Below are 21,875 nucleotides of genomic sequence, written 5' to 3' on the forward strand. Positions count from 1 at the left end.
TCTGGAAGGGGCTGCCCCCCATGCCTCTCGCGCTCCTGGCTCTCGCGATCGGAGCCTTCGGAATCGGAACGACCGAGTTCGTGATCATGGGTTTGCTGCCCGAGGTCGCGGACGATTTCGGGGTCCCCATCCCCACCGCGGGTCTGCTGGTGACGGCCTACGCACTCGGCGTCGTGTTCGGCGCCCCGCTGATGACCGCCCTCGGTGCCAAGGTGTCCCGCAAGCGGATGCTCATGGTGCTGATGGGCCTGTTCGTCGTGGGAAATCTGCTCTCCGCCGCCGCCCCGACCTTCGCCGTGATGCTGATCGGCCGTGTCGTGGCCTCCCTCGCCCACGGGGCGTTCTTCGGCATCGGGTCAGTCGTCGCCGCCACCCTGGTCGCCCCAGACAGGAAGGCCGGGGCCATCGCGATGATGTTCACCGGGCTCACCGTCGCCAACGTGGTCGGCGTTCCGCTGGGCACGCTCGTCGGGCAGACCATCGGCTGGCGGTTCACCTTCGCCGTCGTCGCCGCCCTGGGCGTCGTGGGTCTGGTGGGCATCGCCCGGCTCGTGCCCGAGATGCCGCGGCCCGCGGGCGTGCGTCTGCGACACGAACTGGCCGCCTTCAAGAACGCCCAGGTGCTGCTCGCCATGGCGATGACCGTCCTCGGCTTCGGCGGCGTCTTTGCGGCCATCACCTACATCGCGCCGATGATGACCCATGTGGCCGGCTTCGCCGACGGGTCCGTCACCTGGCTGCTGGTCCTCTTCGGACTCGGGATGGTGGGCGGGAACCTCGTCGGCGGCAGGTACGCCGACCGTGCCTTGATGCCCATGCTGTACATGTCGCTGGGCGCTCTGGCGGTCGTCCTGGCGCTGTTCACCCTGACCGCTCATCACAAGATCCTCGCGGCCGTCACCATCGTCCTCATCGGCGCTCTCGGCTTCGCCACCGTCCCGCCGCTGCAGAAGCGCGTCCTGGACCAGGCGCACGGTGCTCCGACGCTGGCGTCGGCGGTGAACATCGGCGCCTTCAACCTGGGCAACGCGCTGTCCGCCTGGCTCGGAGGGATGGTCATCACCGCCGGCCTCGGCTACACCGCGCCGAACTGGGTGGGGGCGGCCCTTGCCGCGGGCGCTCTCGTCCTCGCCGTCGTCTCCGCCGCCCTGGAGCGCCGTGGCAATGTCCCCGGCCGGCCCGGCACGCCGGTCGCCGAGGGCGTCGGTGACGGACGGGAGGCCGCTCTCCGGCGCTGAACGGCCGGGCGGCCGCCCGCGTCCCTGCTCGCCCCCGCCTCAGCCTCGGTCAATAGGTGTGGTCAGCCGGCGGCCACGGTCAGGGGCGCGAAACGCCGACGCCAGTCTCCTGGCAATTCCGGGATGCCATAGGTCATCACGGAGTTGAAGGCGACCGACTCCAGTCCCCGTGCCTTCACCCACGCGAGCAGCTCCTCGTGCCGTACGTCGATGTCCGTGCGCAGCGGCAGGTCAGTGCGGGCCGCGAGCGAGGCCAGAAGGGCCTGTGCGGTCTTCGTGTCCCGGGCGATCAACGGGCCGACGACCTGTGTGTCCATGTTGGGCCAAGCCGCCGCGTAGCCGATGATCCGGCCGGCCTCCTCGGCGACCCGGAACTGATCGGCGAAGGCGGGCAGGCGGGTGATCATGTGCGTGCGGTCGGCGCCGAAGACCTCCTCGTCGAGACGGAGGACCGAGGGGAGGTCGTCGGCCGTTGCGGCACGGGTGGTGCTATCGCCTGCCGGGTGCGGAGCCGGGCCTCGCGGCGTGAAGTGCCCGCGCAGCATTTCCGCCCGGCCCGTGGTCTTGAAGCCCAGTTCCTCGTAGAGCGGGCGGCCGTTCGGTGTCGCGTGCAGGGTCAGGGGCTTGGTGCCCATCAGGGAGACGATGTGCTGCATGAGGCGTCGGCCAACGCCTCGTCGGGCGTGCCGCGCGGCGACCAGCACCATGCCGACGGCCCCGAAGGACGGATTGCCGTACGGGCCGTACTCGGTGACGACGCAGGCACTGATGAGGCCTCCGTCGGGGTCGTCGATGCCGTAACCCTTCCCCGCTGACAGGAGAAGGCCCCACTTGTGCTCCTCGCGTGGCCACCCCCGATCCTCGGACAAGTCGGCGCAGGCGGCGAGATCGCGGTGCGTGAGACGGCGGATGGGCAGATCGGCGAGGGAAGGAGTCGGCACGCTGTTCAGGCTGTCCGACCAGCGCTGTTGGCGTCCACTCGTTTCCCCGTGAGTGCGGGTGCTTTTCGCCATACCCCATCCGTCTGCTCAGGACGCGGAGATGTTTCACGTGAAACGTGGAACGAGAGCGTCCAGCAGTACCAGATGCGGACGTCAGCCGAGGTCGGGTGCGTGCATGGCGCGGACGCCCTCGATGTTGCCGTCGAGGTAGTGCCGCAGTGACAGCGGCACCAGGTGGACGGAGGCGATTCCGACGCGAGTGAACGGCACACGGACGATCTCGTACTCACCCGCCGGTTCCTCGATCTCGGGTCCGTGCCGCTGCGCCGGGTCCATGGACTCCAGACGGCAGACGAAGAAGTGCTGCACCTTCACGCCGGTCGCACCCCCGTCGTCGCCGATGTGCTCGACGGTGTCCACGAAACAGGGAACCACATCCGTGATCTTGGCCCCCAGTTCCTCGTGGACTTCGCGGTGCAGAGCGTCCACGACGGTCGCGTCGTCCGGCTCGACCCCGCCACCGGGTGTGACCCAGTAGGGATCCACGCCGGGCTTGGTGCGTTTGATCAGGATCAGGTTGTCGCCGTCAAGCAGTACGGCTCGTGCGGTGCGCTTGACCACGGGTCGGACGGTCATGGGAGAAATGTGGCCCGGCTGGTTCCACGTGAAACATCGTGATGCGTGTCCGGACCGAGCCAGGCTGTGACATCGCCCGGAAAGGGCGTCAGCACCACCCGGCAGCGGCCGCCAGCAAGCGTTCGTGGGCCCTTGCCACCTGGGGCACTGCCAGCGTCCCGGTGCGCACGACCAGGACGTAGGTGCGCAGCGGGGGAACCGCCGGCTCGTGCAGTGCGACGACCTCACCTCGTTCGAGAGCGGTCGCGCACAGATATCGGGGCAGCACCGCCAGGCCGGCCCCCGCGATCGCACAGGCGAGCACCGCGCGCAGGTCCGGGACGATGACGGCGCCCGAGGCCGCCGGGCGGGAGTCGAAGACCGTGGCCCAGTAGCGGGAGACCAGGGGAAGCGACTCATGAACCTCGATGACCGGCAGGTTCTCCAGCGCGGACGCGCCCTTGCGACAGAGCTTCCCGGCGTCGATCAGTTCGTCCCACTGGGGGGCGGCGACCAGGACGTGCTCCTCGTCGCACAGCGGGGTGGCCGTGAGAAGCCCTCCGCGCGGCCGGACCGTACTGATGGCCAGGTCATGGTGCCCCGCCGCCAGTCCCTCCAGAACCTCTTCCGCGGTGCCGAAGGAGGCGCGCACGGAGAAGCCCTGCCCGTCTTCGTGGGGCGGCCCGGTGAGCGCGGGGAGGGCCCGCTCGGCGGTGAACTCCGGAGGTCCGGCAAGGTGCAGAGTGCGCTCGGTGGACTCGTCGTCCAGGCCCGTCTGAGCGATCTCCGCCAGGGCGTCGAGATGGGGGGCGGCCTTGTGGGCGAGCTCGTCGCCGATGCTGGTCGGGGTGACGCCGCGAGCCTGGCGCAGAAACAGCGGGCGACCCAGCTGTCGCTCAAGAGTGCGGATCTGAGAGGTGACGGCCGGCTGGGACAGACCCAGCAGAGCGGCGGCACGCGTGAAGGAGCCGGCCCGGTGCACGGTCACGAACGTGCGTAGCAAGGCCAGATCCATGGCGCCTCCTCCTCTTTCCCGACTCCCTCCCGGCTCTGAGGCAGGGCCCAACTATAAATAAGTCGATAGGTCTCTGCCGCTAGAGTGATTGGACACTGACACAGAGTCAACTAGCCTTGTGGACGCGGTTCTTCGCGCGCAGAACCGCGGGCGGTCCGAGCCACGAGGGGGGAGGCTCGGACCGTCCGTCGCGACCGCGGGACGCTTGGAGGGGATGCGTAAACCGGTCATCGCGCCGATACCTCCAGCGCACGCAGCACGTCCGCCACCAGGTCCTCGGTGTCCTCGGCGCCCACGGACAACCGGATGAACCCTTCCGGCACCGCGTCCCCGCCCCAGCGGCCCCGCCGCTCCGCGGTGGAGCGGACCCCGCCGAAGCTCGTGGCGTCGTCCACCAGGCGCAGGGCCTCGAGGAAACGCTCGGCACGCGCGCGCGTGGGCAGCGTGAAGGAGACGACGCAGCCATAACGCCGCATCTGCTGCGAGGCGACCTTGTGCGAGGGATCGTCCGGCAGCCCCGGATATCGCAGCCCGCTCACCTCGGGCCTCCCCCGCAGCGCCTCGGCCACGGCCAGAGCGCCGGCGCTCTGCCGTTCGACGCGCAGCTGCAGGGTGGCGATCGACCGGTGCGCGAGCCACGCCTCCATGGGCCCCGGAATCGCCCCGACGATCTTGCGCCAGCGTCGTACGGCCGCCATCGGCTCGCCGCCGCGCCCGGTGACGTAGCCGAGGAGAACGTCACCGTGCCCGGTGAGCTGCTTGGTGCCGCTGGCCACCGAGAAGTCGGCCCCGAGCGCCAGCGGCCGCTGACCGAGCGGGGTGGCGAGCGTGTTGTCCACGGCCACCAGCGCGCCGCGTGCGTGTGCCGCCTCGACCAGTCGGCCGATGTCGCACACGTCGAGTCCGGGGTTCGACGGCGACTCGATCCACAGCAGCTTCGCGCCGTCGAGCAGGGCGAGCTGCGCGTCGCCGGCCGTGGGCGCGGTGCGTACCTCGATGCCGAACGCCTCCAGCTGGGAGCGTGCCAGGGGCAGTGCCTGGTAGCCGTCGTCGGGCAGTACGACGGCGTCGCCGGCACGCAGCTGGGAGAAGAGAACCGAGGAGATCGCGGCCATGCCGGAGGCGAAGACGAGCGTCTCGACGTCGTCCTGCCCCGGCGCCTCGAGCTCACCGATGGCGTGCTCCAGGCGGGTCCACGTCGGGTTCTCGTCGCGTCCGTAGGTGTAGGGCCCCGTGGGCTCGCCCGGCAGGTGGAAATGGGCTGCGAACACCGGACCGGGGAGGGTCGGCTCGTACTTCACGGGCTCGGGCAGACCGGCCCGCACCGCGCGGGTGCCCTCGCCGTCGCCCCTCCGAGGGTCCCCGTTCGCAGCGGAAACGTTCATGCCACTCGTCCTTCCACGTCGTCCTGTACAGCGGCGAGCAGACCGTCGCTCGCCTCCTCCACCATCTCAAGACACTCCTCGAATCCGTCCCGGCCCCCGTAGTAGGGGTCGGGGACGTCGAGGTCTCCGTCGGCCGGGTCGCAGGAGACGGGCGAAGCGGCCCCCGGGCGGCGGACTGCCTCCGGGAGGGCGTAGGACCGCAACAGCCTTACCTTCGCCGCGTCCTCCTGCGTGGGGGCGAGCCGGCGCAGGTCCCTGAGGTGGCCTGAGTCCAGGGCGATCACCAGGTCGAGGCCGGCGAACCAGGACGGCTCGAACCGCCGGGCCGTGTGGTCGAGGGCGTACCCGTGCTCCGCCAGGACGGCGAGGGCGCGCGGGTCGGCGCCCTCGCCGTCGTGCCAGTCGCCCGTGCCGGCGCTGTCGACCTCGACCAGTCCCTCGAGACCGGCGTCCGTCACGCGCGCGCGGAAGACCGACTCGGCCATCGGCGAGCGGCAGATGTTGCCGGTGCAGACGAAACAGACGCGGTAGGGCATCGACCGGTCAGTCCCCGTCCGGCAGGACGACGTTGAGCGCCCAGGACACGACCGAGATGATCAGGCCGCCCAGGACCGCGGTCCAGAAACCCTCCACGTGGAAACTCAGGTCGAACGTGTCGGCCAGCCAAGAGGTGAGCAGCAGCATCAGCGCGTTGACCACCAGGGTGATCAGACCGAGCGTGAGGATGAACAGAGGGAAGGTCAGCACCTTCACTACCGGCTTGACCAGGGAGTTCACCAGGCCGAAGAGCAGGGCGACGAGTATGAGGGTGCCGATCTTCTTGCCCGTGCTGTCACCGGTCAGGGTGATCTTGTCGAGCAGCCAGACGGCGACCGCCAGGGCGCCTGCGTTGGCGATCGTCTTGACTACGAAATTCTTCATGTGTCTGATCGTGGCAGAGAGATCGGCAACGAGCACCGGACGAGGGCGGACTAGGTCGATGAAGGCATTCCGGTTGGATGAACTGGAGGCGGAACGCGCCGCCAACGACGGGGCCTACCTGCAGTTCCTGCGCGAACGGAACATGTCGGTCGGACTGTACGCGCTCGACGCCGGCACGCAGGATCCACAGAACCCGCACAACCAGGACGAGGTGTACTTCGTCGTGAGTGGTCGGGCGTCGATCACCGTCGGTCTGGAGACCACGCAAGTGGCGCGTGGCAGCGTGGTGTACGTCCCGGCGGGCGTCGCCCACAAGTTCCATCACATCAGCGAGGACCTGCGGGTCCTCGTCGTGTTCTCGCCGCCGGAGGGCTGACCGTCTCCGCCTCGCAGCCGAGGCCCGGCCTCGGGGTTCCCTAGGGGATCGGTCAGGGGAGGACAAGGGGTGCGAGGCCCCCGCGGGCACCCCTCCCGGCCCTAGCATCGACGCAGGACATCGAAATGATCCGGCCCGACCAAGGCGCCGGACGTCGAGCGAAGAGGATGAGGGCCAGGGCGATGCAAGAGATCTTCTCGGGACTGCCGTGGTGGGTGAAGTGGGTTGCGGTGCCGGTCATCGCCCTGGTCGTGTTCGGCGGGCTGATAGCCAGCGTCGTCGGGTTCGTGATCGGCCTGCTGTTCAAGCTGCTGGTCTTCGTCGCGCTGGTCGGCGGACTGATCTACGTGGTGCGGAAGTTCCTGTCGAGTTCGTCCTCGCGCAGCAACTGGTGAGCGGTGCGGGGCGCGGGAGACCGGCGACCGGTAACACGATTCGCCGGTTCCCTCGCCCGGGGGAAGTTTTCCTGACAGCCCGTCTGCATGCGGTGGCAGCCGGTTAAAGTCCGGAACTCGACGCGGGGACGACCCCCGCGAGCGGCGTACACCCCCACCCGTGTTCCCCACACGGACCGCCCCCTCGCCCTTCGAGAGTGACCTTGGCCATGGTTGACACCGCATCCGCAGAGCCGCACGCGCCTCCCGACCAGCCGCGCGCGTCGGCGCCTCCCCTCCAACGCCCGCACCCCGGCGTCCCCGAGCAGCCGCATCCGGCGGCCACCCTGATCGGCTCGGTCCAGCGCGCCATGCGGCTGCTGGAATCCGTAGCGGAGCACGCGTACGGAGCCCCGGCCAAGCAACTGGCCCGGGAGACCGGTCTGGCGCTTCCCACGGCCTACCACCTGCTTCGCACCCTGGTGCACGAGGGCTATCTGCGCCGGGACAAGGGACTGTTCTTCCTCGGCGAGGCCGCGGAGCGCCTCGGCAGCAGCGGAGCGGCGCAGAAACGTCGCAGCACGGTCGCCGACACGCTCGCGCAGTGGCGCGATTCGATCGGTGTGCCGGTGTACTACGCCCGCTACCGCGAGGGCGAGATCGAGATCATGTGCGTCTCGGACACCCCGGGGAACCCGGCGGTGGAGGAGTGGGCCGACTTCCGCGAGACCGCGCACGCGCACGCCATCGGCCAGTGCCTGCTGTCCCAGCTCGACGAGGACACCCGTCGCGACCACCTGGGCCGCTACCCGGCGCAGTCGATCACGCCGTACACCGTGCGGGACAACCACGCACTGTTGCGGCGCCTGGAGCGCATGCGGCGCATGGACCCCGTCGTGGAGCGGCAGGAGTACGCGCTGGGCACGGTCTGCGCCGCGATTCCGATCACCGTGGGCACCACGGCCGCCACCATGGCGATCTCCCTGCCCGCCCATCACGCCGACCGGTTGCTGCCCGCGGCCCGGGAGTTGCAGAACGAGGTGGGGCGGCTGTTGGGGTCGCTCGCGATCTCTATCAGTATCTGAAAACTCACTCCTTGTGATCTGTTGTGTACTTTCTGCAAGATGCGTGCAGTGTCAGATGGTCCATTCCCGGCCAGTCGACGGCAAATGACGGGGTAAGGCGATGCGCGAGTCCGTGCAGGCAGTACAGGCAGAGGTCATGATGAGCTTCCTCGTCTCTGAGGAGCTCTCTTTCCGCATCCCCGTGGAGCTGGGGTACGAGTCGTGCGATCCCTACGCCGTGCGGCTCACCTTCCATTTGCCCGGCGACGCCCCGGTGACCTGGGCTTTCGGGCGTGAGCTGCTCATCGACGGGGTCGGCAGGCCGTGCGGGGAGGGAGACGTCCGGGTTTCACCTGTGGAACCCGACATGCTGGGCGAGGTTCTGATCCGGCTTCAGGTCGGCGGCGACCAGGCGCTCTTCCGCTCCTCCGCGGCCCCTCTCGTGGCGTTCCTCGACCGCACCGACAAGGTGGTGCCGCTCGGCCAGGAGGGTGCGCTGGCCGACTTCGACGCTCATCTCGACGAGGCGCTGAACCGCATCCTGGCGGAGGAGCAGAACGCGGGCTGAGGTGAGAGTGGCGGGCGGTGTCGGATCGGGGTGCCTCGCTGCGGACGGCGTCGCGCAGTAACGGTTCTTCGTCTGCTGGCGGCACGTGCAGGACGGCAAGCGCCGCCGTTGCGGACGCCGACGGTCCAGGGGCGGCCCCGCCGGACCGGCGGTTCGATCAGTGCTTGCGCCGTCGGCCCCGGCCGCCCCGGGCCGGGGCGGCCGGACCGGCAGGCACCGCCCCCGCCGAAGCCGTCGACGCCGCCGGAGACGCACTCCGAGCCGTCATGGGCGCCGCTCCCGAGGACGGGCGGTCCGCGGCGACCACGAGGGCCGCCAGCGCCGTCGTGACGGGCACGGAGGCGACCAGGCCGATCGAGCCGACCAGCGTCCGCACGATCTCCTCGGCGACCAACTCGCTGTTGGCGACCGTGCCCACGCTGCTCTGCGCGATCGAGAAGAGCAGCAGCAGGGGCAGTGCCGCACCCGCGTAGGCGAGAACGAGCGTGTTCACCACGGACGCGATGTGGTCCCGGCCGATGCGGATGCCGGCGCGGTACAGGGCGCGCCAGCCCATCGAGGGGTTGGCCTCGTGCAGTTCCCAGACCGCCGACGTCTGGGTGACGGTCACGTCGTCGAGGACGCCGAGCGAGCCGATGATGATGCCGGCGAGCAGCAGACCGCTCATGTCGATGGACGGGTACAGGCCGTGGATCAGGCCCGTGTTGTCGTCGGTGTTGCCGGTCAGGAAGGCCCAGTCGATGAACAGCGAACCGAGGATGCCGATCAGCAGCAGTGAGATGAGCGTGCCGAGCACGGCGACGGACGTACGGGCCGAGAGGCCGTGACAGAGGTACAGCGCGATCAGCATGATGGCGCTCGACCCCACCACCGCCACGATCAGCGGATTGGAACCCTGCAGGATCGCGGGGAGGACGAAGAAGTTCAGCACCATGAAGCTGATGGCCAGCGCGATCAGCGCCATGACGCCACGGAGCCGCCCGACGACCACGACGGCGACCGCGAAGATGATGGCCAGCAACGCCATCGGAACACGGCGGTTCACGTCGGCGACCGAGTACTGGAGGTCCTTCGGCGCGGAGGGCTCGTAGGCGACCACGACCTTCTCGCCCTGTTCCAACTGCCGTGACTGGTCCGGCTGGACGATCTCGGTGAACGTGCGTCCCTTGTCGTCGCCGGTGTCCACCCGGATCGTGGCCTTCTTGCACGTGCCGCTCGCCTGCTGCTGGGCGGAGGATCCCTCGGCCGTGGAGGTGTCCCCGGTGGGGGTGTCACCGGAGGCGTTCACCGACGCGCAGCTCACGCGCAGCACCTTGGTGACCGTGGCCTGCTGCGTCTGCCGGTCGAAGCCGACGCCGGTGCGCTCGTGCGCGGGGGCCCCGCCGGGCCACAGCACCACGAGGCCCACCAGCACCGCGGCGCCGAAGGGGATCAGGATGGCCGCGATGACCTTGCGCAGATGCTGGGAGACGGGCGCGGCCGGACCGTGGCTGTGACTGTGACCGTGCGTGTGCCCGGATCCAGGCCCGTGTCCGCCGCTCCCCTGCCCGCTGCTTCCCCCGCTGCCGTCGCCGGCGGAACCGGGACCAGCGGCATCGTGAGCGTGGTCGGCGTCGTGACCGTGGCGGGAGGCAAGGCCGTGACCGTGGCCCGGCCCTTGGGCCTCGGCGTGGCCGGGCCCCTGAGCGCCGCCCCGGCTTTGCCCTTGGACGCCGCTGCGGTTGTGCCCTTGGGTGTCGCCTCGGCTGTGCCCCTGAGTGTCGTCGGGCCGGTGCCCGTGGCCGACGTCGTGTCCCTCGCCGGGGCCGTTCCCCCAGCCGCCGTGACGAGGTGCATCGGCGAACGGGTGCCGGTCGTTGCCGGGGCTCTGACTCTGCCCGTACCCGGGCGGCTGCCCAGGCGGATTGCCGCGCGCCGAAGGGGCGTGCCCGTAACCCTGAGCAGGAGCATCGCCGGCGCCTCGGTCCTGGCCGCCGTCCGGAACCGCACCACGACTCTGGCGACGCAGACCGCCCAGCCCCCTCGGACCGCCGGCGTATCCCGGCGGCCGATCAGGACCGGAGCCGTGGGGGCGCTCGTCCAGGCGACCGCGGTCGACACCGCTGTCGTCGACATCGCGGTCCCCTCCGGGCCCGCGCCCGAGGCCTTGTTCGAAGCCGTTGCCGGCACCGGCGCCCGGGCCATTGCCGGGACCGTTTCCGGCGGCAGGCCGGCGGGGCGGCTCAGACGGCGGGTACGGGGGCTGGTGTGTCGTCACCGCCCGATCATCGCAAGAACGAAAGAGGCCCACTGTTCACCGCGCCACATGAGCCGCTAGCGTGGAGCCACCTTTTGCACACGCGGGAGCTCGGAGCACCGGGCTGAGAGGACGCTGACCTCCGTCTTCGCGATGTTTCACGTGGAACGTCTCTCGAATCGAGTGATGTTTCCCATGAGCGTCGGGAGACGGTAGCCGCTGCGTCGACCGCCGAACCTGTTACCGGGTAATGCCGGCGTAGGGAGTAGGTCTCATGACCAACAAGGACGCACGCACGCCTGCCTCCACGCAGGACGTCACCAGCGAGAACGCGGTCGACGTCAACGCTGTGGAGGACGGGAGGTCCATCGGCTGGCACAAGGGGTATGTCGAGGGCGATCGCCCCGACCTCCGGGTGCCGGTCCGACAAGTGCACCTCACCAACGGCCGGTCGGTCACGCTGTACGACACCTCCGGCCCGTACACCGATCCGGCCGTCGAGACGGATGTGCGCAGGGGACTGCTCCCGCTGCGCGAGAACTGGATCATCGCTCGTGGTGACACGGAGGAGTACTCGGGCCGTCCCGTCCGTCCGGAGGACGACGGCATCAAGCACACCTCGCCGCGCGGAGGTCTGCGCAACCTCGACGCGGTCTTCCCGGGCCGGCCGCGTCTGCCTCGCCGTGGCCGGGACGGCAAGGCCGTCACTCAGCTCGCGTACGCGCGCCGGGGGGAGATCACGCCCGAGATGGAGTTCGTGGCCATCCGGGAGAACGTCGCTCCCGAGGTGGTGCGCGACGAGATAGCCGCAGGCCGGGCCGTACTGCCGGCCAACGTCAACCACCCGGAGATCGAGCCGATGATCATCGGCAAGCGGTTCCTGGTGAAGGTCAACGCCAACATCGGCAACTCGGCGGTGACGTCCTCCATCGAGGAGGAGGTCGAGAAGATGACCTGGGCGACCCGCTGGGGCGCCGACACGGTCATGGACCTGTCCACCGGGCGCAACATCCACACCACGCGCGAGTGGGTGCTGCGCAACTCCCCGGTCCCCATCGGCACGGTGCCGCTGTACCAGGCACTGGAGAAGGTCGACGGGCGCGCCGAGGAGCTGACCTGGGAGATCTACAAGGACACGGTCATCGAACAGGCCGAGCAGGGCGTGGACTACATGACGGTCCACGCGGGCGTCCGTCTCCCGTACGTCCCGCTCACGGCCAACCGCAAGACGGGCATCGTGTCGCGTGGCGGCTCGATCATGGCCGCCTGGTGCCTCGCCCACCACAAGGAGTCGTTCCTCTACGAGAACTTCGAGGAACTCTGCGAGATCCTCGCCGCCTACGACGTCACCTACTCGCTGGGCGACGGGCTGAGGCCGGGATCCATCGCGGACGCCAACGACGAGGCGCAGTTCGCCGAGTTGAGGACGCTCGGGGAACTCAACAGGATCGCCAAGCGTTTTCATGTACAGACGATGATCGAAGGCCCGGGGCATGTCCCGATGCACAAGATCAAGGAGAACATCGACCTTCAGCAGGAGATCTGTGATGAAGCTCCGTTCTATACGCTCGGCCCGCTGACGACGGACGTCGCGCCCGCCTACGACCACATCACCTCCGGCATCGGCGCCGCGATGATCGCCTGGTGGGGGACCGCGATGCTGTGCTACGTCACCCCCAAGGAACACCTCGGTCTGCCCAACCGCGACGACGTCAAGACCGGTGTCATCACCTACAAGATCGCCGCCCATGCCGCCGACCTCGCCAAGGGCCACCCCGGCGCGCAGGAATGGGATGACGCGCTGTCCGACGCCCGTTTCGAATTCCGCTGGGAGGACCAGTTCAATCTCGCCCTCGACCCGGACACGGCACGGGAATTCCACGATGAGACCCTTCCGGCCGAGCCCGCGAAGACGGCGCACTTCTGCTCGATGTGCGGGCCGAAGTTCTGCTCGATGAAGATCTCCCAGGACATCCGTCGGACTCACGGAGGCAGCAGGGCGGAGATCGAGGAGGGCATGGCGCAGAAGTCCAAGGAGTTCGCGGAGAGCGGCAACCGGGTGTATCTGCCCCTCGCCACCTGACGGCGATGGCCGACGGACGACCTGGGCCGTCCTGAGGCCGGGTGCGGCTCACCGGAGTTCCCGGTCGGGGAGGCTCGCCCCGGCCGGGGACCGGGAGCGGGCCGCGGTGCTTGACTGTGCTCATGACTGCGCGATCCATGAGCAAGGGCGCCAACCTGGCGGTCGACTCGTCCGCCGTTCGTGTGGAACTGAGCTGGTCCGAGGAGGCCGGGGGGCCGGACGTCGACGCCTCGGCGCTGTTGCTGACCGCCGACGGACGGGTGCGGGGCGACGGTGACTTCGTCTTCTACAACCAGCCCCGCCACGCGTCCGGCGCGGTGCGGCACCTCGGCAAGCAGCGCGCCGGCGGCTCGACGACCGACACGGTGGAGGTGGACTTCGGTGCGCTGGAGAGCGTCGTCACGCGGGTGGTGCTGTGCGCGTCGGCCGACGGCGGGGTGTTCGGGCAGGTCTCCGGTCTGACGCTGCGGGTGCTGGACCGGGACGGGCGGTCGGAACTGGCTCGCTTCGCGATGGAGGCCGGCACGGAGACGGCGTTCATCGGCGGTGAGTTGTACCTGCGCGAGGGCCGCTGGAAGTTCCGGGCGGTCGGGCAGGGGTACGCGTCGGGACTCGCGGGACTGGCCACCGACTTCGGGATCACGGTCGACGAAGAGCAGGAGGAGGCGCCCGCTCGGTCGAGCAGGCCGGCTCACGTCCGCCCGGACACGTCCGGGGCCGGGAGCCCGGGCATGCCCCCGACCGTCCCGCAGGCCTCGCCGGCATTCGTTCGCCCGGTCGGGCCGGAGCCGGGCGCGGCGGCTGCCGGGCCCTCGGGTCCCCGCCTGACCAAGGAGGAGGAGCGGCTTCCCGTGGACATGCGCAAGCGCCTGTCGCTGCGCAAGGAGCAGGTCGCCGTGAGCCTGAGCAAGCGGGGGGCGGCCGGGATCACCGCCCGGGTCGTGCTCGTCCTCGACGCCTCCGGTTCCATGGCGTTCTTGTACTCCCGGGGGGTGGTGGCCGACGTCGTGGAGCGGATGGCGGCCGTGGTGGCGCAACTCGACGACGACGGCGAGATGCAGGCCTGGACGTTCGCCAGCGAAGCCGCGCGCCTCCCCGACCTGCGTCTGGGGGACCTGCCCGAGTGGCTGCGGCTGCATGTGCGCGGGGGAGAGATGAGTCTGTTCCGGCGCGGCAAGAAGCCCCGCAAGGGGCTGGAGCCCGGGCAGGTCGACATGCGCTCGGTCGGCATCCAGAACGAGGAGCAGAAAGCGATCGCGCAGGTCAGGGCCTACGTCCGGGAGAATCCGGCGCCCGTTCCGACGCTGGTGCTGTTCTTCTCCGACGGAGGGGTCTATCGGGACGCGGCGATCGAGCGGGAGCTGCGGGCGGCGGTCGAGGAGCCGATCTTCTGGCAGTTCGTGGGCCTCGGCCGGTCCAACTACGGGGTGCTGGAAAAGTTCGACACGCTGCCCGGGCGCCGCGTGGACAACGTGGGCTTCTTCGCCGTCGACGACATCGGCAGCGTCCCCGATCCGGAGCTGTACGACCGGCTGCTCTCCGAGTTCCCCAGCTGGATCAGGGCGGCGGGGCAGGCCGGCATTCTCTGACGGGCCTTCCGACCGCAGGACGCGCCCCCTCGTTCACCGCCGTCCGTCCGCCGTCTGTCCGCCGTCCGTCCGCCCGCCGGTCCGTCCGTCGTCCGGGCGAGGACAGGCTGCAGTCGAGCATCGGCACGGGATGCCGCGCCCGAGCCTCGGCGGTACGCCTCTTCCGAGCCCTGGTAACGCCTGAGCCGGTTGGGTCCTCTCGCGGCACCGCCTCGACTCCGACCAGCCGGGCCTCGGACCCGGGCCCCGGGCGTCGTCCCGCCGTCGGCACGCGCTTCCGGTACCGGGCGGCGCACCTGTCGGCGTGGCGGCCGGGTCCGCCGGGGGCGTGGGCCGGACTCACTCCTGTCCGGACTCACTCCTGTCCGAACCCACTCCTGTCCGAACCCACTCCTGTCCGAACCCACTCCTGTCCGAACCCACTCCTGTCCGGACCCACATCCGGACGCACTCCTATTCCGGCGGGTGGTCCGGCCCGCCGAAGTCCGGGCTGGTGTAGTCGGGGCTGCTGAAGCTGGGCCGTGAGCCGGCCGAGCGGCCGTCGTCGGGGCTGCTGAAGCCCGGGCGGTCGTAGCCGATCTTCGGAAGGCGGCTGACGGGCGCGGGCGGTACCGGGTCGCTGGGCACCGGGGTCACCGCCCCGGGAGTGGTGAGGGCCTCCTGGAGGAACGGCAGGATGCCGCGCTCCAGCAGGGCTTCCCGCCAGGCCTCTCTGGCCTGGTCCACCTCTTCGCTCAGTTCGCCGTACGGTCCGGCTTCCAGGGAGGGACGGTTGCGCAGGGCGGTGATCAACAGTGCGACGGTGGCGACGAGGATCGCGGCCGCGGCCACGGCCCCGAAGGTCCAGCCCGCCGTGAGCATCGTCCGGGCGAAGGCCTCCTGAGGATCGAGCACGCTGAGGATGTAACCGACGAGGAGGAATATCGCCGCGGCGGTCGCGGCGAGGACGGGGGTGAGGACGGCGGCGACCGCGCCGGCGCCGGCGGCTTCGGCGGCCTGGGCCGCCTCCCCCACGCTGGTGGCGAAGCCCATCGCGGTCGCTCCCGGCTCCGCGGGACCGGTCCCGGCGGTGGACGACGGGCCCGAGGGGGTTGCCTGGGTCGTCGTCGGCGCGGGATGGCGCAGTTCCTCGCGAAGCTTCACGTAGTGCTGGTACTCGGCCGCCGCGGCCACCGTGATGAGCGCGGAGGCGTTGAGGGCCATGGTGCGCAGTTGTTCGGAGTTGAGCCGTTGTCCGACAGCGGCCAGTTCCGGGTGGTGTGGGGCGGAGCGCAGCGCCTCGTCGAGGATCCGCTCGTATTCCTGGCGGTCCTCGCTGTGCAGGTGCTGCGGAACGCTGTTCATGTGCATCCCCCGATGCTCCGTAGGGCTTGGGGCTCGCATGCCAACGAGCCGTCGGGCAGAAACGGAGGGGAGCCTGCTACGGATGAACCGATGGTAGAGCGGCGACGGCATGGCGTGACAGGGGGTTTGCCGAAATTGGCCCCTGGCCTGCGGCGCGGACGGCGCGTCCGGAGCGGGACGGGTGACGTACCGCAAGCGTCAGGTGACTCTCAGATGTTCAGAGGCAGTTGCTGCACCAGGAGTTTCCCGGCCATCGTCACGCCGCCGTCCATCGCGATGGCCAGCCCGTCGGCGTAGACGTGCGGTCCCTCGACCACCGGTCCGCGGTTGTCCTCGCCCTCCTCGGAGCCGACTTCGCCGAGCAGGTAGGGAATCGGGCTGTGGCCGTGAACGATGCGGGTGCCGCCGTACGTATCGAGGAGGGAGCGCACGGCGTCGGCGCCGCCCTCGTCGCGGAAGGAGAAACGCTTCGTGAACTTGCGGAACAGATCCCACACCTCGTCCGCGTCGTTACGCGTGATCGTTTCGCGGACGGTGTCGTTGACCGCCTCGATCGAGTCGCCGTAGTCGAGGTAGGCGGTGGTGTCGGAGTGGACGAGCAGATGGCCGTCGACCTCCTCCATGGCGTCCAGACGGGACATCCACTGCAGGTGGTGGTCCTGGAGCCGGTCCATGTCGTACTTCTGGCCGCCGTTGAGCAGCCAGGCCGCCTGGAAGGTGGCGGTGCCCGCGCCGGAGTTGACCGGGGTGTCGCCGAACCGCTTGGCGCCGAGCAGCAGCAGCTCGTGGTTGCCCATGAGCGCCTTGCAGTACCCGCCGGCCGCGGCGGCTTCGGCGGACAGCCGCATGACGAGGTCGATGACGCCGATGCCGTCGGGGCCGCGGTCGGTGAAGTCGCCGAGGAACCAGAGGCGGGCCGTGCCCGCGCACCAGTTGCCGGCCGCGTCGACCAGGCCCTTGTCCCGCAGGGCGGCGACCAGGTCGTCGAGGTAGCCGTGCACGTCGCCGACGACGAACAGCGGGCCCGGGCCGGTCGCGGTGACCGGCGCCTGGACGGCCGCCGGGTCCACGGCCACCTGGAGGGTGTCGCCGCGACGGTTGATGACGGGCAGGTCGCGCTGGGTCGGCGTGTAGCCCTCCGGGTGTTCGAGCGGCTCCTCGAGGGGCGGTGCGGCGTTCCCGGGATGGATGTCGTGGTCGTACGGACCGGTCTCGTTGACGTACGCGGGCACCCGGAAGTCACGCAACGTCGCCGTCCGCTCCACCTCGGGTCCCTGACCGGCCCCCTGAGTCATCAGACCCCTCCACCATCGCGCCGCATCTGCACCCTTCGGGCTGCCTGGTCGCAGCGGCCCGGGGTGCCGTGCGCCCATCATAGGAATGCGGATCGCGCCGTGTGATGACCCAGGGGTGGGGAATCGAGGCGGTGCTCCGGTTCGTCGTGGCTTTCGCCCCGATTGGCCCGGGCTTCGGCAGTCCCCGCCCGTCCCACGCACACCGTGTCCGCACCACCGCACCGCCGGAGGACTCCCGCCGGTCGGCGGGGTGGGCGCCCGGCGGGGACCCGGTGAGGGGCGTTGCACCGGCCGTGGCGCGTGTGACTTCGGTGACTGCAGAGGACGGACGCGGGGCGCCGGGGAGTGGCCGGAGCCCGCTGCGGCGGTCCGCCGGGACCATGGCCGCCGCCCGACGGAGCCCGGGCGCTCCGTTCGCCCGAGCAGACCGGCGCCCGATGGAAAACGCCCATACGTGCTGTTTCCTCAACGGAGTTGACGCGGTGCGGACCCTCGACGGGCCGCCCCGGTCACCCCTTCTCCGGTGTCCTGGGCGGGCTGACCGTCGTGCGTGGCGGGCGGCGCTGGGACGACGTTCGCACCATCAGCTCGGTCGGTACCACCTGCTCGACCGTCTGTTCCGACTCCACGCCCTCGATGGCGTCGATGAGGAGCTGCACCACCGCCGTTCCGATGCGGCGCGGTTTGAGGGAGAGGGTGGTGACGGGCGGCTCGGTGTTGGCGTACACCGTGGACTCGCTGCAGCAGACGATCAGCAGCTCCTCCGGCACGCGCAGTCCGTAGCGGCGTGCGGCGGCGAGGAGGTCGGTGCCGTTGGGGTCGAACAGGCCGTAGACGGCGTCGGGGCGGTCCGGGCGGGCCAGGAGGCGGTCGGCGGCGACGGCGCCCGCGCACGGGTCGTGGGCGGGGTAGGCCTCGTAGACGGGGTCCTGGCCGACCCGCTCGCACCATCGCAGGTACGCGCTGGTGGACAGGTGGGTGTAGGTGTCGGTGGTGGTGCCCGTGAGCAGGCCGATGCGGCGGGCGCCGGCGTCGGCCAGGTGGTCGAGGATGTCGAGGACGGCCGCCTCGTGGTCGTTGTCCACCCACGCGGTGACCGGGAGCGTGCCGGCCGGACGGCCGTCGGAGACGACCGGTAAACCCTGCCGGACCAGCTCGCTGACCACCGGATCCTGGTCGGAGGGGTCGATGACGACCGTGCCGTCCAGGGCGACGTTCGACCACACGTCGTGGCGCGAGGTCGCGGGGAGGATGACGAGCGCGTAGCCGCGGGCCAGCGCGGCCGACGTGGCGGCGCGCGCCATCTCCGCGAAGTACGCGAACTCGGTGAAGGTGAAAGGTTCATCCCCGTACGTGGTCACGGTCAGGCCGATGAGGCCCGACTTGCCGGTACGGAGGGTTCGGGCGGCCGCGGAGGGGCGGTAGCCCAGTCGGTCGGCGACCTCGCGGACATGGCGTCGGGTGGCGTCGGGGAGCCTGCCCTTGCCGTTGAGGGCGTCCGAGACGGTCGTGATGGACACTCCGGCGGCGGCGGCCACGTCCCTGATGCCCGCCCGGCCCGGCCGGCTGCCTCGGCGTGAGGTTTCCGCGCGGCTCACCTGGTGCTTCCCTGCTGCTGTCATGGCGAGCCGATAGTAGGGCTCATTCGGTGGGGTAGGGCGGACGCATATGCACGCATTGACAGGCACGTTTCTGCAAGGTGTTAGGGGGTCAAGTGCACTAGAAACAAAGTCAGTTGGCGGTTTGAACCCCAGGTCGTGACGTGTCGGCACGGATGAGCCTGCCAACGCACCGATGTTTCGAAGAGGTCTCAACTCACCTGCACGAGGGATGCGCGCCACGGCGCGAGCCACCGGCGCATAGATATATGTACGGCGCGCCCCCGGGTGTCCGCCCATTCATCCGCCTTCGTCCATAGAAGTCGCGGAGGTCCTCGTGTCCCGAGGCGGCCGGGCGGGACGTCCGCTCCCGTCCGTCCCCGTCGCCGGCTCCTCACCTGTACGCACCGGGGCCGAATCCTCATAAGGTGAGCAGTATTGAAGCCGGTGGTGTCACGAGGAGGACTGCGGTGAGCGAGACGAGCCCCAAGCTGCGCGCCGAGCTGGAGGGTATCCCCACCTACAAGCCGGGCAGGCCGGCTGCGGCGGGCGGTCCCGTGGCCTACAAGCTGTCCTCCAACGAGAACCCCTATCCGCCGCTGCCCGGGGTGATGGAGAGCGTGACGGCCGCGGCGGCCTCCTTCAACCGCTATCCGGACCTGGCCTGCACGGCGCTGGTCAACGAGATCTCCGAGCGCTTCGGCGTCCCCACCGCCCATCTGGCCACCGGCACCGGTTCGGTCGGCGTGGCCCAGCAGCTGGTGCAGGCCACCGCGGGCGCGGGCGACGAGGTCGTCTACGCCTGGCGGTCCTTCGAGGCGTATCCGATCATCACGCGGATCAACGGCGCACGGCCGGTGCAGGTGCCGCTGACGCCGGGGGACGTCCACGACCTGGACGCGATGGCCGACGCGATCACCGACCGGACGCGGCTGGTCTTCGTCTGCAACCCCAACAACCCCACGGGCACCGTCGTCGGACGGGCCGAGCTGGAACGTTTCCTGGACCGGGTGCCGCGGGACGTGCTGGTCGTGCTGGACGAGGCCTATCGCGAGTTCATCCGCGACCCCGAGGTGCCCGACGGCGTCGAGTTCTACCGCAAGCGCCCCAACGTGTGCGTGCTGCGGACCTTCTCCAAGGCCTACGGTCTGGCCGGTCTGCGGGTGGGATTCGCCATCGCCCACGAGCCGGTCGCGGAGGCGCTGCGCAAGACGGCGGTGCCGTTCGGCGTCAGCCAGCTCGCCCAGGAGGCGGCGATCGCCTCGCTGCGCGCCGAGGACGCGCTGCTGGGCCGGGTCGGCTCCCTGGTGTGCGAGCGTCTGCGGGTGGTCGAGGCCCTGCGCGCGCAGGGCTGGACGGTGCCCGAGACGCAGGCCAACTTCGTGTGGCTGCGGCTGGGCGAGCAGACGGCCGCCTTCGCGGGGGCGTGCGAGCAGGCCGGTGTCGTGGTGCGGCCGTTCCCGGGTGAGGGCGTGCGGGTGACGATCGGCGAGAACGAGGCGAACGACATCTTCCTGAAGGCGGCGGAGGGCTTCCGCAAGGAGGTGTAGCCCCCGCTGGGGGCGTGCGTCGCCGTCCCCGGGCCGTATGGGCAGGTCAGGTGGGGTGTGGGGGGTTTCCGCGACTGGGCGGGTACCCCCCTTCTCATGTCGAAAGTCCGTGCGGCATAATGGCTTGTGAATGTGAACGCATTCACAAGCGTGAGTAAGGAGCGGCGACGTGGACCTGGCTTTGGCGCCGGAGACCCTGGCGCGCTGGCAGTTCGGCATCACCACCGTCTACCACTTCCTCTTCGTCCCCCTGACGATCTCCCTGGCGGCCCTGACCGCCGGACTGCAGACCGCCTGGGTGCGCACGGAGAACGAGAAGTACCTCAGGGCGACGAAGTTCTGGGGCAAGCTCTTCCTGATCAACATCGCGATGGGCGTCGTCACCGGCATCGTGCAGGAGTTCCAGTTCGGCATGAACTGGTCCGACTACTCGCGCTTCGTCGGCGACGTCTTCGGCGCCCCGCTCGCCTTCGAGGCCCTGATCGCCTTCTTCTTCGAGTCCACCTTCATCGGTCTGTGGATCTTCGGCTGGGACAAGCTGCCGAAGAAGATCCACCTGGCCTGCATCTGGATGGTCTCGATCGGCACGATCCTGTCGGCCTACTTCATCCTCGCGGCCAACTCGTGGATGCAGCATCCCGTGGGCTACCGGATCAACGAGAAGAAGGGCCGGGCCGAGCTGACCGACTTCTGGGCCGTGCTCACCCAGAACACCGCGCTCGCCCAGGTCTTCCACACCCTGTCGGCGGCCTTCCTGACCGGTGGCGCGTTCATGGTCGGCATCGCCGCCTTCCACCTGTACCGCAGGAAGCACATTCCGGTGATGAAGACGTCACTGCGGCTGGGTCTCGTCACCGTGGTCATCGCCGGTCTGCTCACGGCGGTCAGCGGCGACGTCCTCGGCAAGGTGATGTTCAAGCAGCAGCCGATGAAGATGGCGGCCGCCGAGGCGCTGTGGGACGGCGAGGCACCCGCTCCCTTCTCCGTCTTCGCCTACGGCGACGTCGAGAAGGGCCACAACACGGTCGCCGTCGAGATCCCGGGTCTGCTGTCCTTCCTCGCGAACGACGACTTCAGCTCGTACGTCCCCGGCATCAACGACGTGAACAAGGCCGAGCAGGAGAAGTTCGGGCCCGGCGACTACCGGCCCAACATCCCCGTCGCCTACTGGGGCTTCCGCTGGATGATCGGCTTCGGCATGGCCTCGTTCACGATCGGGCTGGCCGGCCTGTGGCTCACCCGCCGCAAGTTCCTGCTGCCGCAGCACCTGAGGGTCGGCGAGGACGAGGTGCCGCACGTGGTGCTGTTCGGGAAGAAGGCGCTCGGCCCCAAGCTCACGAGGCTCTACTGGCTGGTGGCGATCTGGACCCTGGGCTTCCCGCTGATCGCCAACTCCTGGGGCTGGATCTTCACCGAGATGGGCCGCCAGCCCTGGGTCGTCTACGGCGTCCTGCAGACGCGGGACGCGGTCTCCCCCGGGGTCTCCCAGGGGGAGGTCCTCCTCTCGATGACCGTCTTCACCGCGCTGTACGCCGTACTCGCCGTCGTGGAGGTCAAGCTGCTGGCCAAGTACGTGAAGGCCGGCCCGCCCGAGCTCACCGAGGCCGACCTCAACCCGCCCACGAAGATCGGCGGCGACTCCCAGGACGCCGACAAGCCGATGGCCTTCTCCTACTAGGCCGA

General features: G+C 69.9%; 19 protein-coding genes and 1 riboswitch. Of the genes, 9 read left to right on the forward strand and 10 right to left on the reverse strand.

Translation table 11 applies throughout. The features are described 5' to 3' along the window. Positions 1–20 precede the first annotated feature (20 nt). Positions 21–1,238, forward strand: a complete 1,218-nt coding sequence (locus tag ACH4ZA_RS09775) for an MFS transporter (protein WP_398428741.1) — start codon at positions 21–23, stop codon at positions 1,236–1,238. A gap of 62 nt (positions 1,239–1,300) precedes the next feature. Here the strand turns inward: ACH4ZA_RS09775 and ACH4ZA_RS09780 are convergent, their stop codons facing one another. From ACH4ZA_RS09780 to ACH4ZA_RS09805, 6 genes are all read right to left on the reverse strand, one after another. Then, a complete protein-coding gene (locus tag ACH4ZA_RS09780) occupies positions 1,301–2,179 on the reverse strand; it encodes a GNAT family N-acetyltransferase (RefSeq protein ID WP_398428743.1) in 879 nt (292 codons plus the stop codon). A 153-nt stretch (positions 2,180–2,332) separates the two neighbouring features. Then, positions 2,333–2,815, reverse strand: a complete 483-nt coding sequence (locus tag ACH4ZA_RS09785; RefSeq protein ID WP_020130685.1) for an NUDIX domain-containing protein — start codon at positions 2,813–2,815, stop codon at positions 2,333–2,335. An 88-nt stretch (positions 2,816–2,903) separates the two neighbouring features. Then, positions 2,904–3,809, reverse strand: a complete 906-nt coding sequence (locus tag ACH4ZA_RS09790; RefSeq protein ID WP_319276928.1) for a LysR family transcriptional regulator — start codon at positions 3,807–3,809, stop codon at positions 2,904–2,906. Between the two features lie 227 nt (positions 3,810–4,036). Next, positions 4,037–5,194 carry a cystathionine gamma-lyase gene (locus ACH4ZA_RS09795; RefSeq protein ID WP_398428745.1) on the reverse strand — a complete coding sequence of 386 codons (1,158 nt, stop codon included), beginning with the start codon at positions 5,192–5,194 and terminating at the stop codon, positions 4,037–4,039. Beyond that, positions 5,191–5,730, reverse strand: coding sequence for a low molecular weight protein-tyrosine-phosphatase (locus ACH4ZA_RS09800; RefSeq protein WP_319276934.1), 540 nt, complete (start codon positions 5,728–5,730; stop codon positions 5,191–5,193). Before ACH4ZA_RS09800 ends, ACH4ZA_RS09795 begins: the two co-directional genes overlap by 4 nt. 7 nt (positions 5,731–5,737) lie before the next feature. After that, complete coding sequence (locus tag ACH4ZA_RS09805; protein ID WP_319276937.1) at positions 5,738–6,115, reverse strand: phage holin family protein; 378 nt, start codon at positions 6,113–6,115, stop codon at positions 5,738–5,740. A gap of 58 nt (positions 6,116–6,173) precedes the next feature. Here ACH4ZA_RS09805 and ACH4ZA_RS09810 point away from each other — a divergent pair, with 58 nt between their 5' ends. The 4 genes from ACH4ZA_RS09810 to ACH4ZA_RS09825 all read left to right on the forward strand — a co-directional run bounded on the left by ACH4ZA_RS09810 (position 6,174) and on the right by ACH4ZA_RS09825 (position 8,497). Further along, positions 6,174–6,491 (forward strand): cupin domain-containing protein, encoded by a 318-nt coding sequence (locus ACH4ZA_RS09810; RefSeq protein ID WP_319276939.1) that lies wholly within the window; start codon positions 6,174–6,176, stop codon positions 6,489–6,491. 182 nt (positions 6,492–6,673) lie between these two features. Beyond that, positions 6,674–6,886 carry a DUF5326 family protein gene (locus ACH4ZA_RS09815; protein WP_319276942.1) on the forward strand — a complete coding sequence of 71 codons (213 nt, stop codon included), beginning with the start codon at positions 6,674–6,676 and terminating at the stop codon, positions 6,884–6,886. Positions 6,887–7,095: 209 nt separating this feature from the next. Further along, positions 7,096–7,950 (forward strand): IclR family transcriptional regulator C-terminal domain-containing protein, encoded by an 855-nt coding sequence (locus ACH4ZA_RS09820; RefSeq protein ID WP_319276945.1) that lies wholly within the window; start codon positions 7,096–7,098, stop codon positions 7,948–7,950. 100 nt (positions 7,951–8,050) lie between these two features. Next, the gene (locus ACH4ZA_RS09825) at positions 8,051–8,497 is read left to right on the forward strand and encodes an SsgA family sporulation/cell division regulator (RefSeq protein ID WP_319276946.1); all 447 of its coding nucleotides are present in this window, start codon (positions 8,051–8,053) and stop codon (positions 8,495–8,497) included. A 157-nt stretch (positions 8,498–8,654) separates the two neighbouring features. Here the strand turns inward: ACH4ZA_RS09825 and ACH4ZA_RS09830 are convergent, their stop codons facing one another. Next, the gene (locus ACH4ZA_RS09830) at positions 8,655–9,911 is read right to left on the reverse strand and encodes a YibE/F family protein (RefSeq protein ID WP_398428748.1); all 1,257 of its coding nucleotides are present in this window, start codon (positions 9,909–9,911) and stop codon (positions 8,655–8,657) included. 915 nt (positions 9,912–10,826) lie between these two features. Beyond that, positions 10,827–11,015: riboswitch (TPP riboswitch) on the forward strand. Here ACH4ZA_RS09830 and thiC point away from each other — a divergent pair. Together thiC and ACH4ZA_RS09840 are read left to right on the forward strand one after the other, a co-directional pair. Then, complete coding sequence (gene thiC, locus ACH4ZA_RS09835) at positions 11,008–12,816, forward strand: phosphomethylpyrimidine synthase ThiC (RefSeq protein ID WP_319276949.1); 1,809 nt, start codon at positions 11,008–11,010, stop codon at positions 12,814–12,816. Its footprint overlaps the riboswitch before it by 8 nt. A 122-nt stretch (positions 12,817–12,938) precedes the next feature. Continuing rightward, positions 12,939–14,405 (forward strand): VWA domain-containing protein, encoded by a 1,467-nt coding sequence (locus ACH4ZA_RS09840; RefSeq protein WP_319276952.1) that lies wholly within the window; start codon positions 12,939–12,941, stop codon positions 14,403–14,405. A 453-nt stretch (positions 14,406–14,858) separates the two neighbouring features. Here the strand turns inward: ACH4ZA_RS09840 and ACH4ZA_RS09845 are convergent, their stop codons facing one another. The 3 genes from ACH4ZA_RS09845 to ACH4ZA_RS09855 form a co-directional block, all read right to left on the reverse strand. Continuing rightward, on the reverse strand, positions 14,859–15,755 hold the full coding sequence (locus ACH4ZA_RS09845; protein ID WP_398428750.1) for a hypothetical protein: 897 nt from the start codon (positions 15,753–15,755) through the stop codon (positions 14,859–14,861). A gap of 203 nt (positions 15,756–15,958) precedes the next feature. After that, the gene (locus ACH4ZA_RS09850; protein ID WP_319276959.1) at positions 15,959–17,044 is read right to left on the reverse strand and encodes a metallophosphoesterase; all 1,086 of its coding nucleotides are present in this window, start codon (positions 17,042–17,044) and stop codon (positions 15,959–15,961) included. Positions 17,045–17,553: 509 nt separating this feature from the next. Then, entirely contained in the window at positions 17,554–18,666 is a 1,113-nt protein-coding gene (locus ACH4ZA_RS09855; RefSeq protein WP_319276961.1) for a LacI family DNA-binding transcriptional regulator, read from the reverse strand. A 446-nt stretch (positions 18,667–19,112) separates the two neighbouring features. Between ACH4ZA_RS09855 and hisC the strand changes: the two genes are divergently transcribed. Both hisC and ACH4ZA_RS09865 read left to right on the forward strand, forming a co-directional pair. Then, on the forward strand, positions 19,113–20,192 hold the full coding sequence (gene hisC / locus ACH4ZA_RS09860) for a histidinol-phosphate transaminase (RefSeq protein WP_319276964.1): 1,080 nt from the start codon (positions 19,113–19,115) through the stop codon (positions 20,190–20,192). Between the two features lie 169 nt (positions 20,193–20,361). Beyond that, positions 20,362–21,870, forward strand: a complete 1,509-nt coding sequence (locus ACH4ZA_RS09865) for a cytochrome ubiquinol oxidase subunit I (protein ID WP_319276966.1) — start codon at positions 20,362–20,364, stop codon at positions 21,868–21,870. The last annotated feature ends 5 nt before the right edge of the window (positions 21,871–21,875 follow it).

It is taken from the genome of Streptomyces sp. NPDC020597, from assembly GCF_044335095.1.
Lineage (GTDB): Bacteria > Actinomycetota > Actinomycetes > Streptomycetales > Streptomycetaceae > Streptomyces.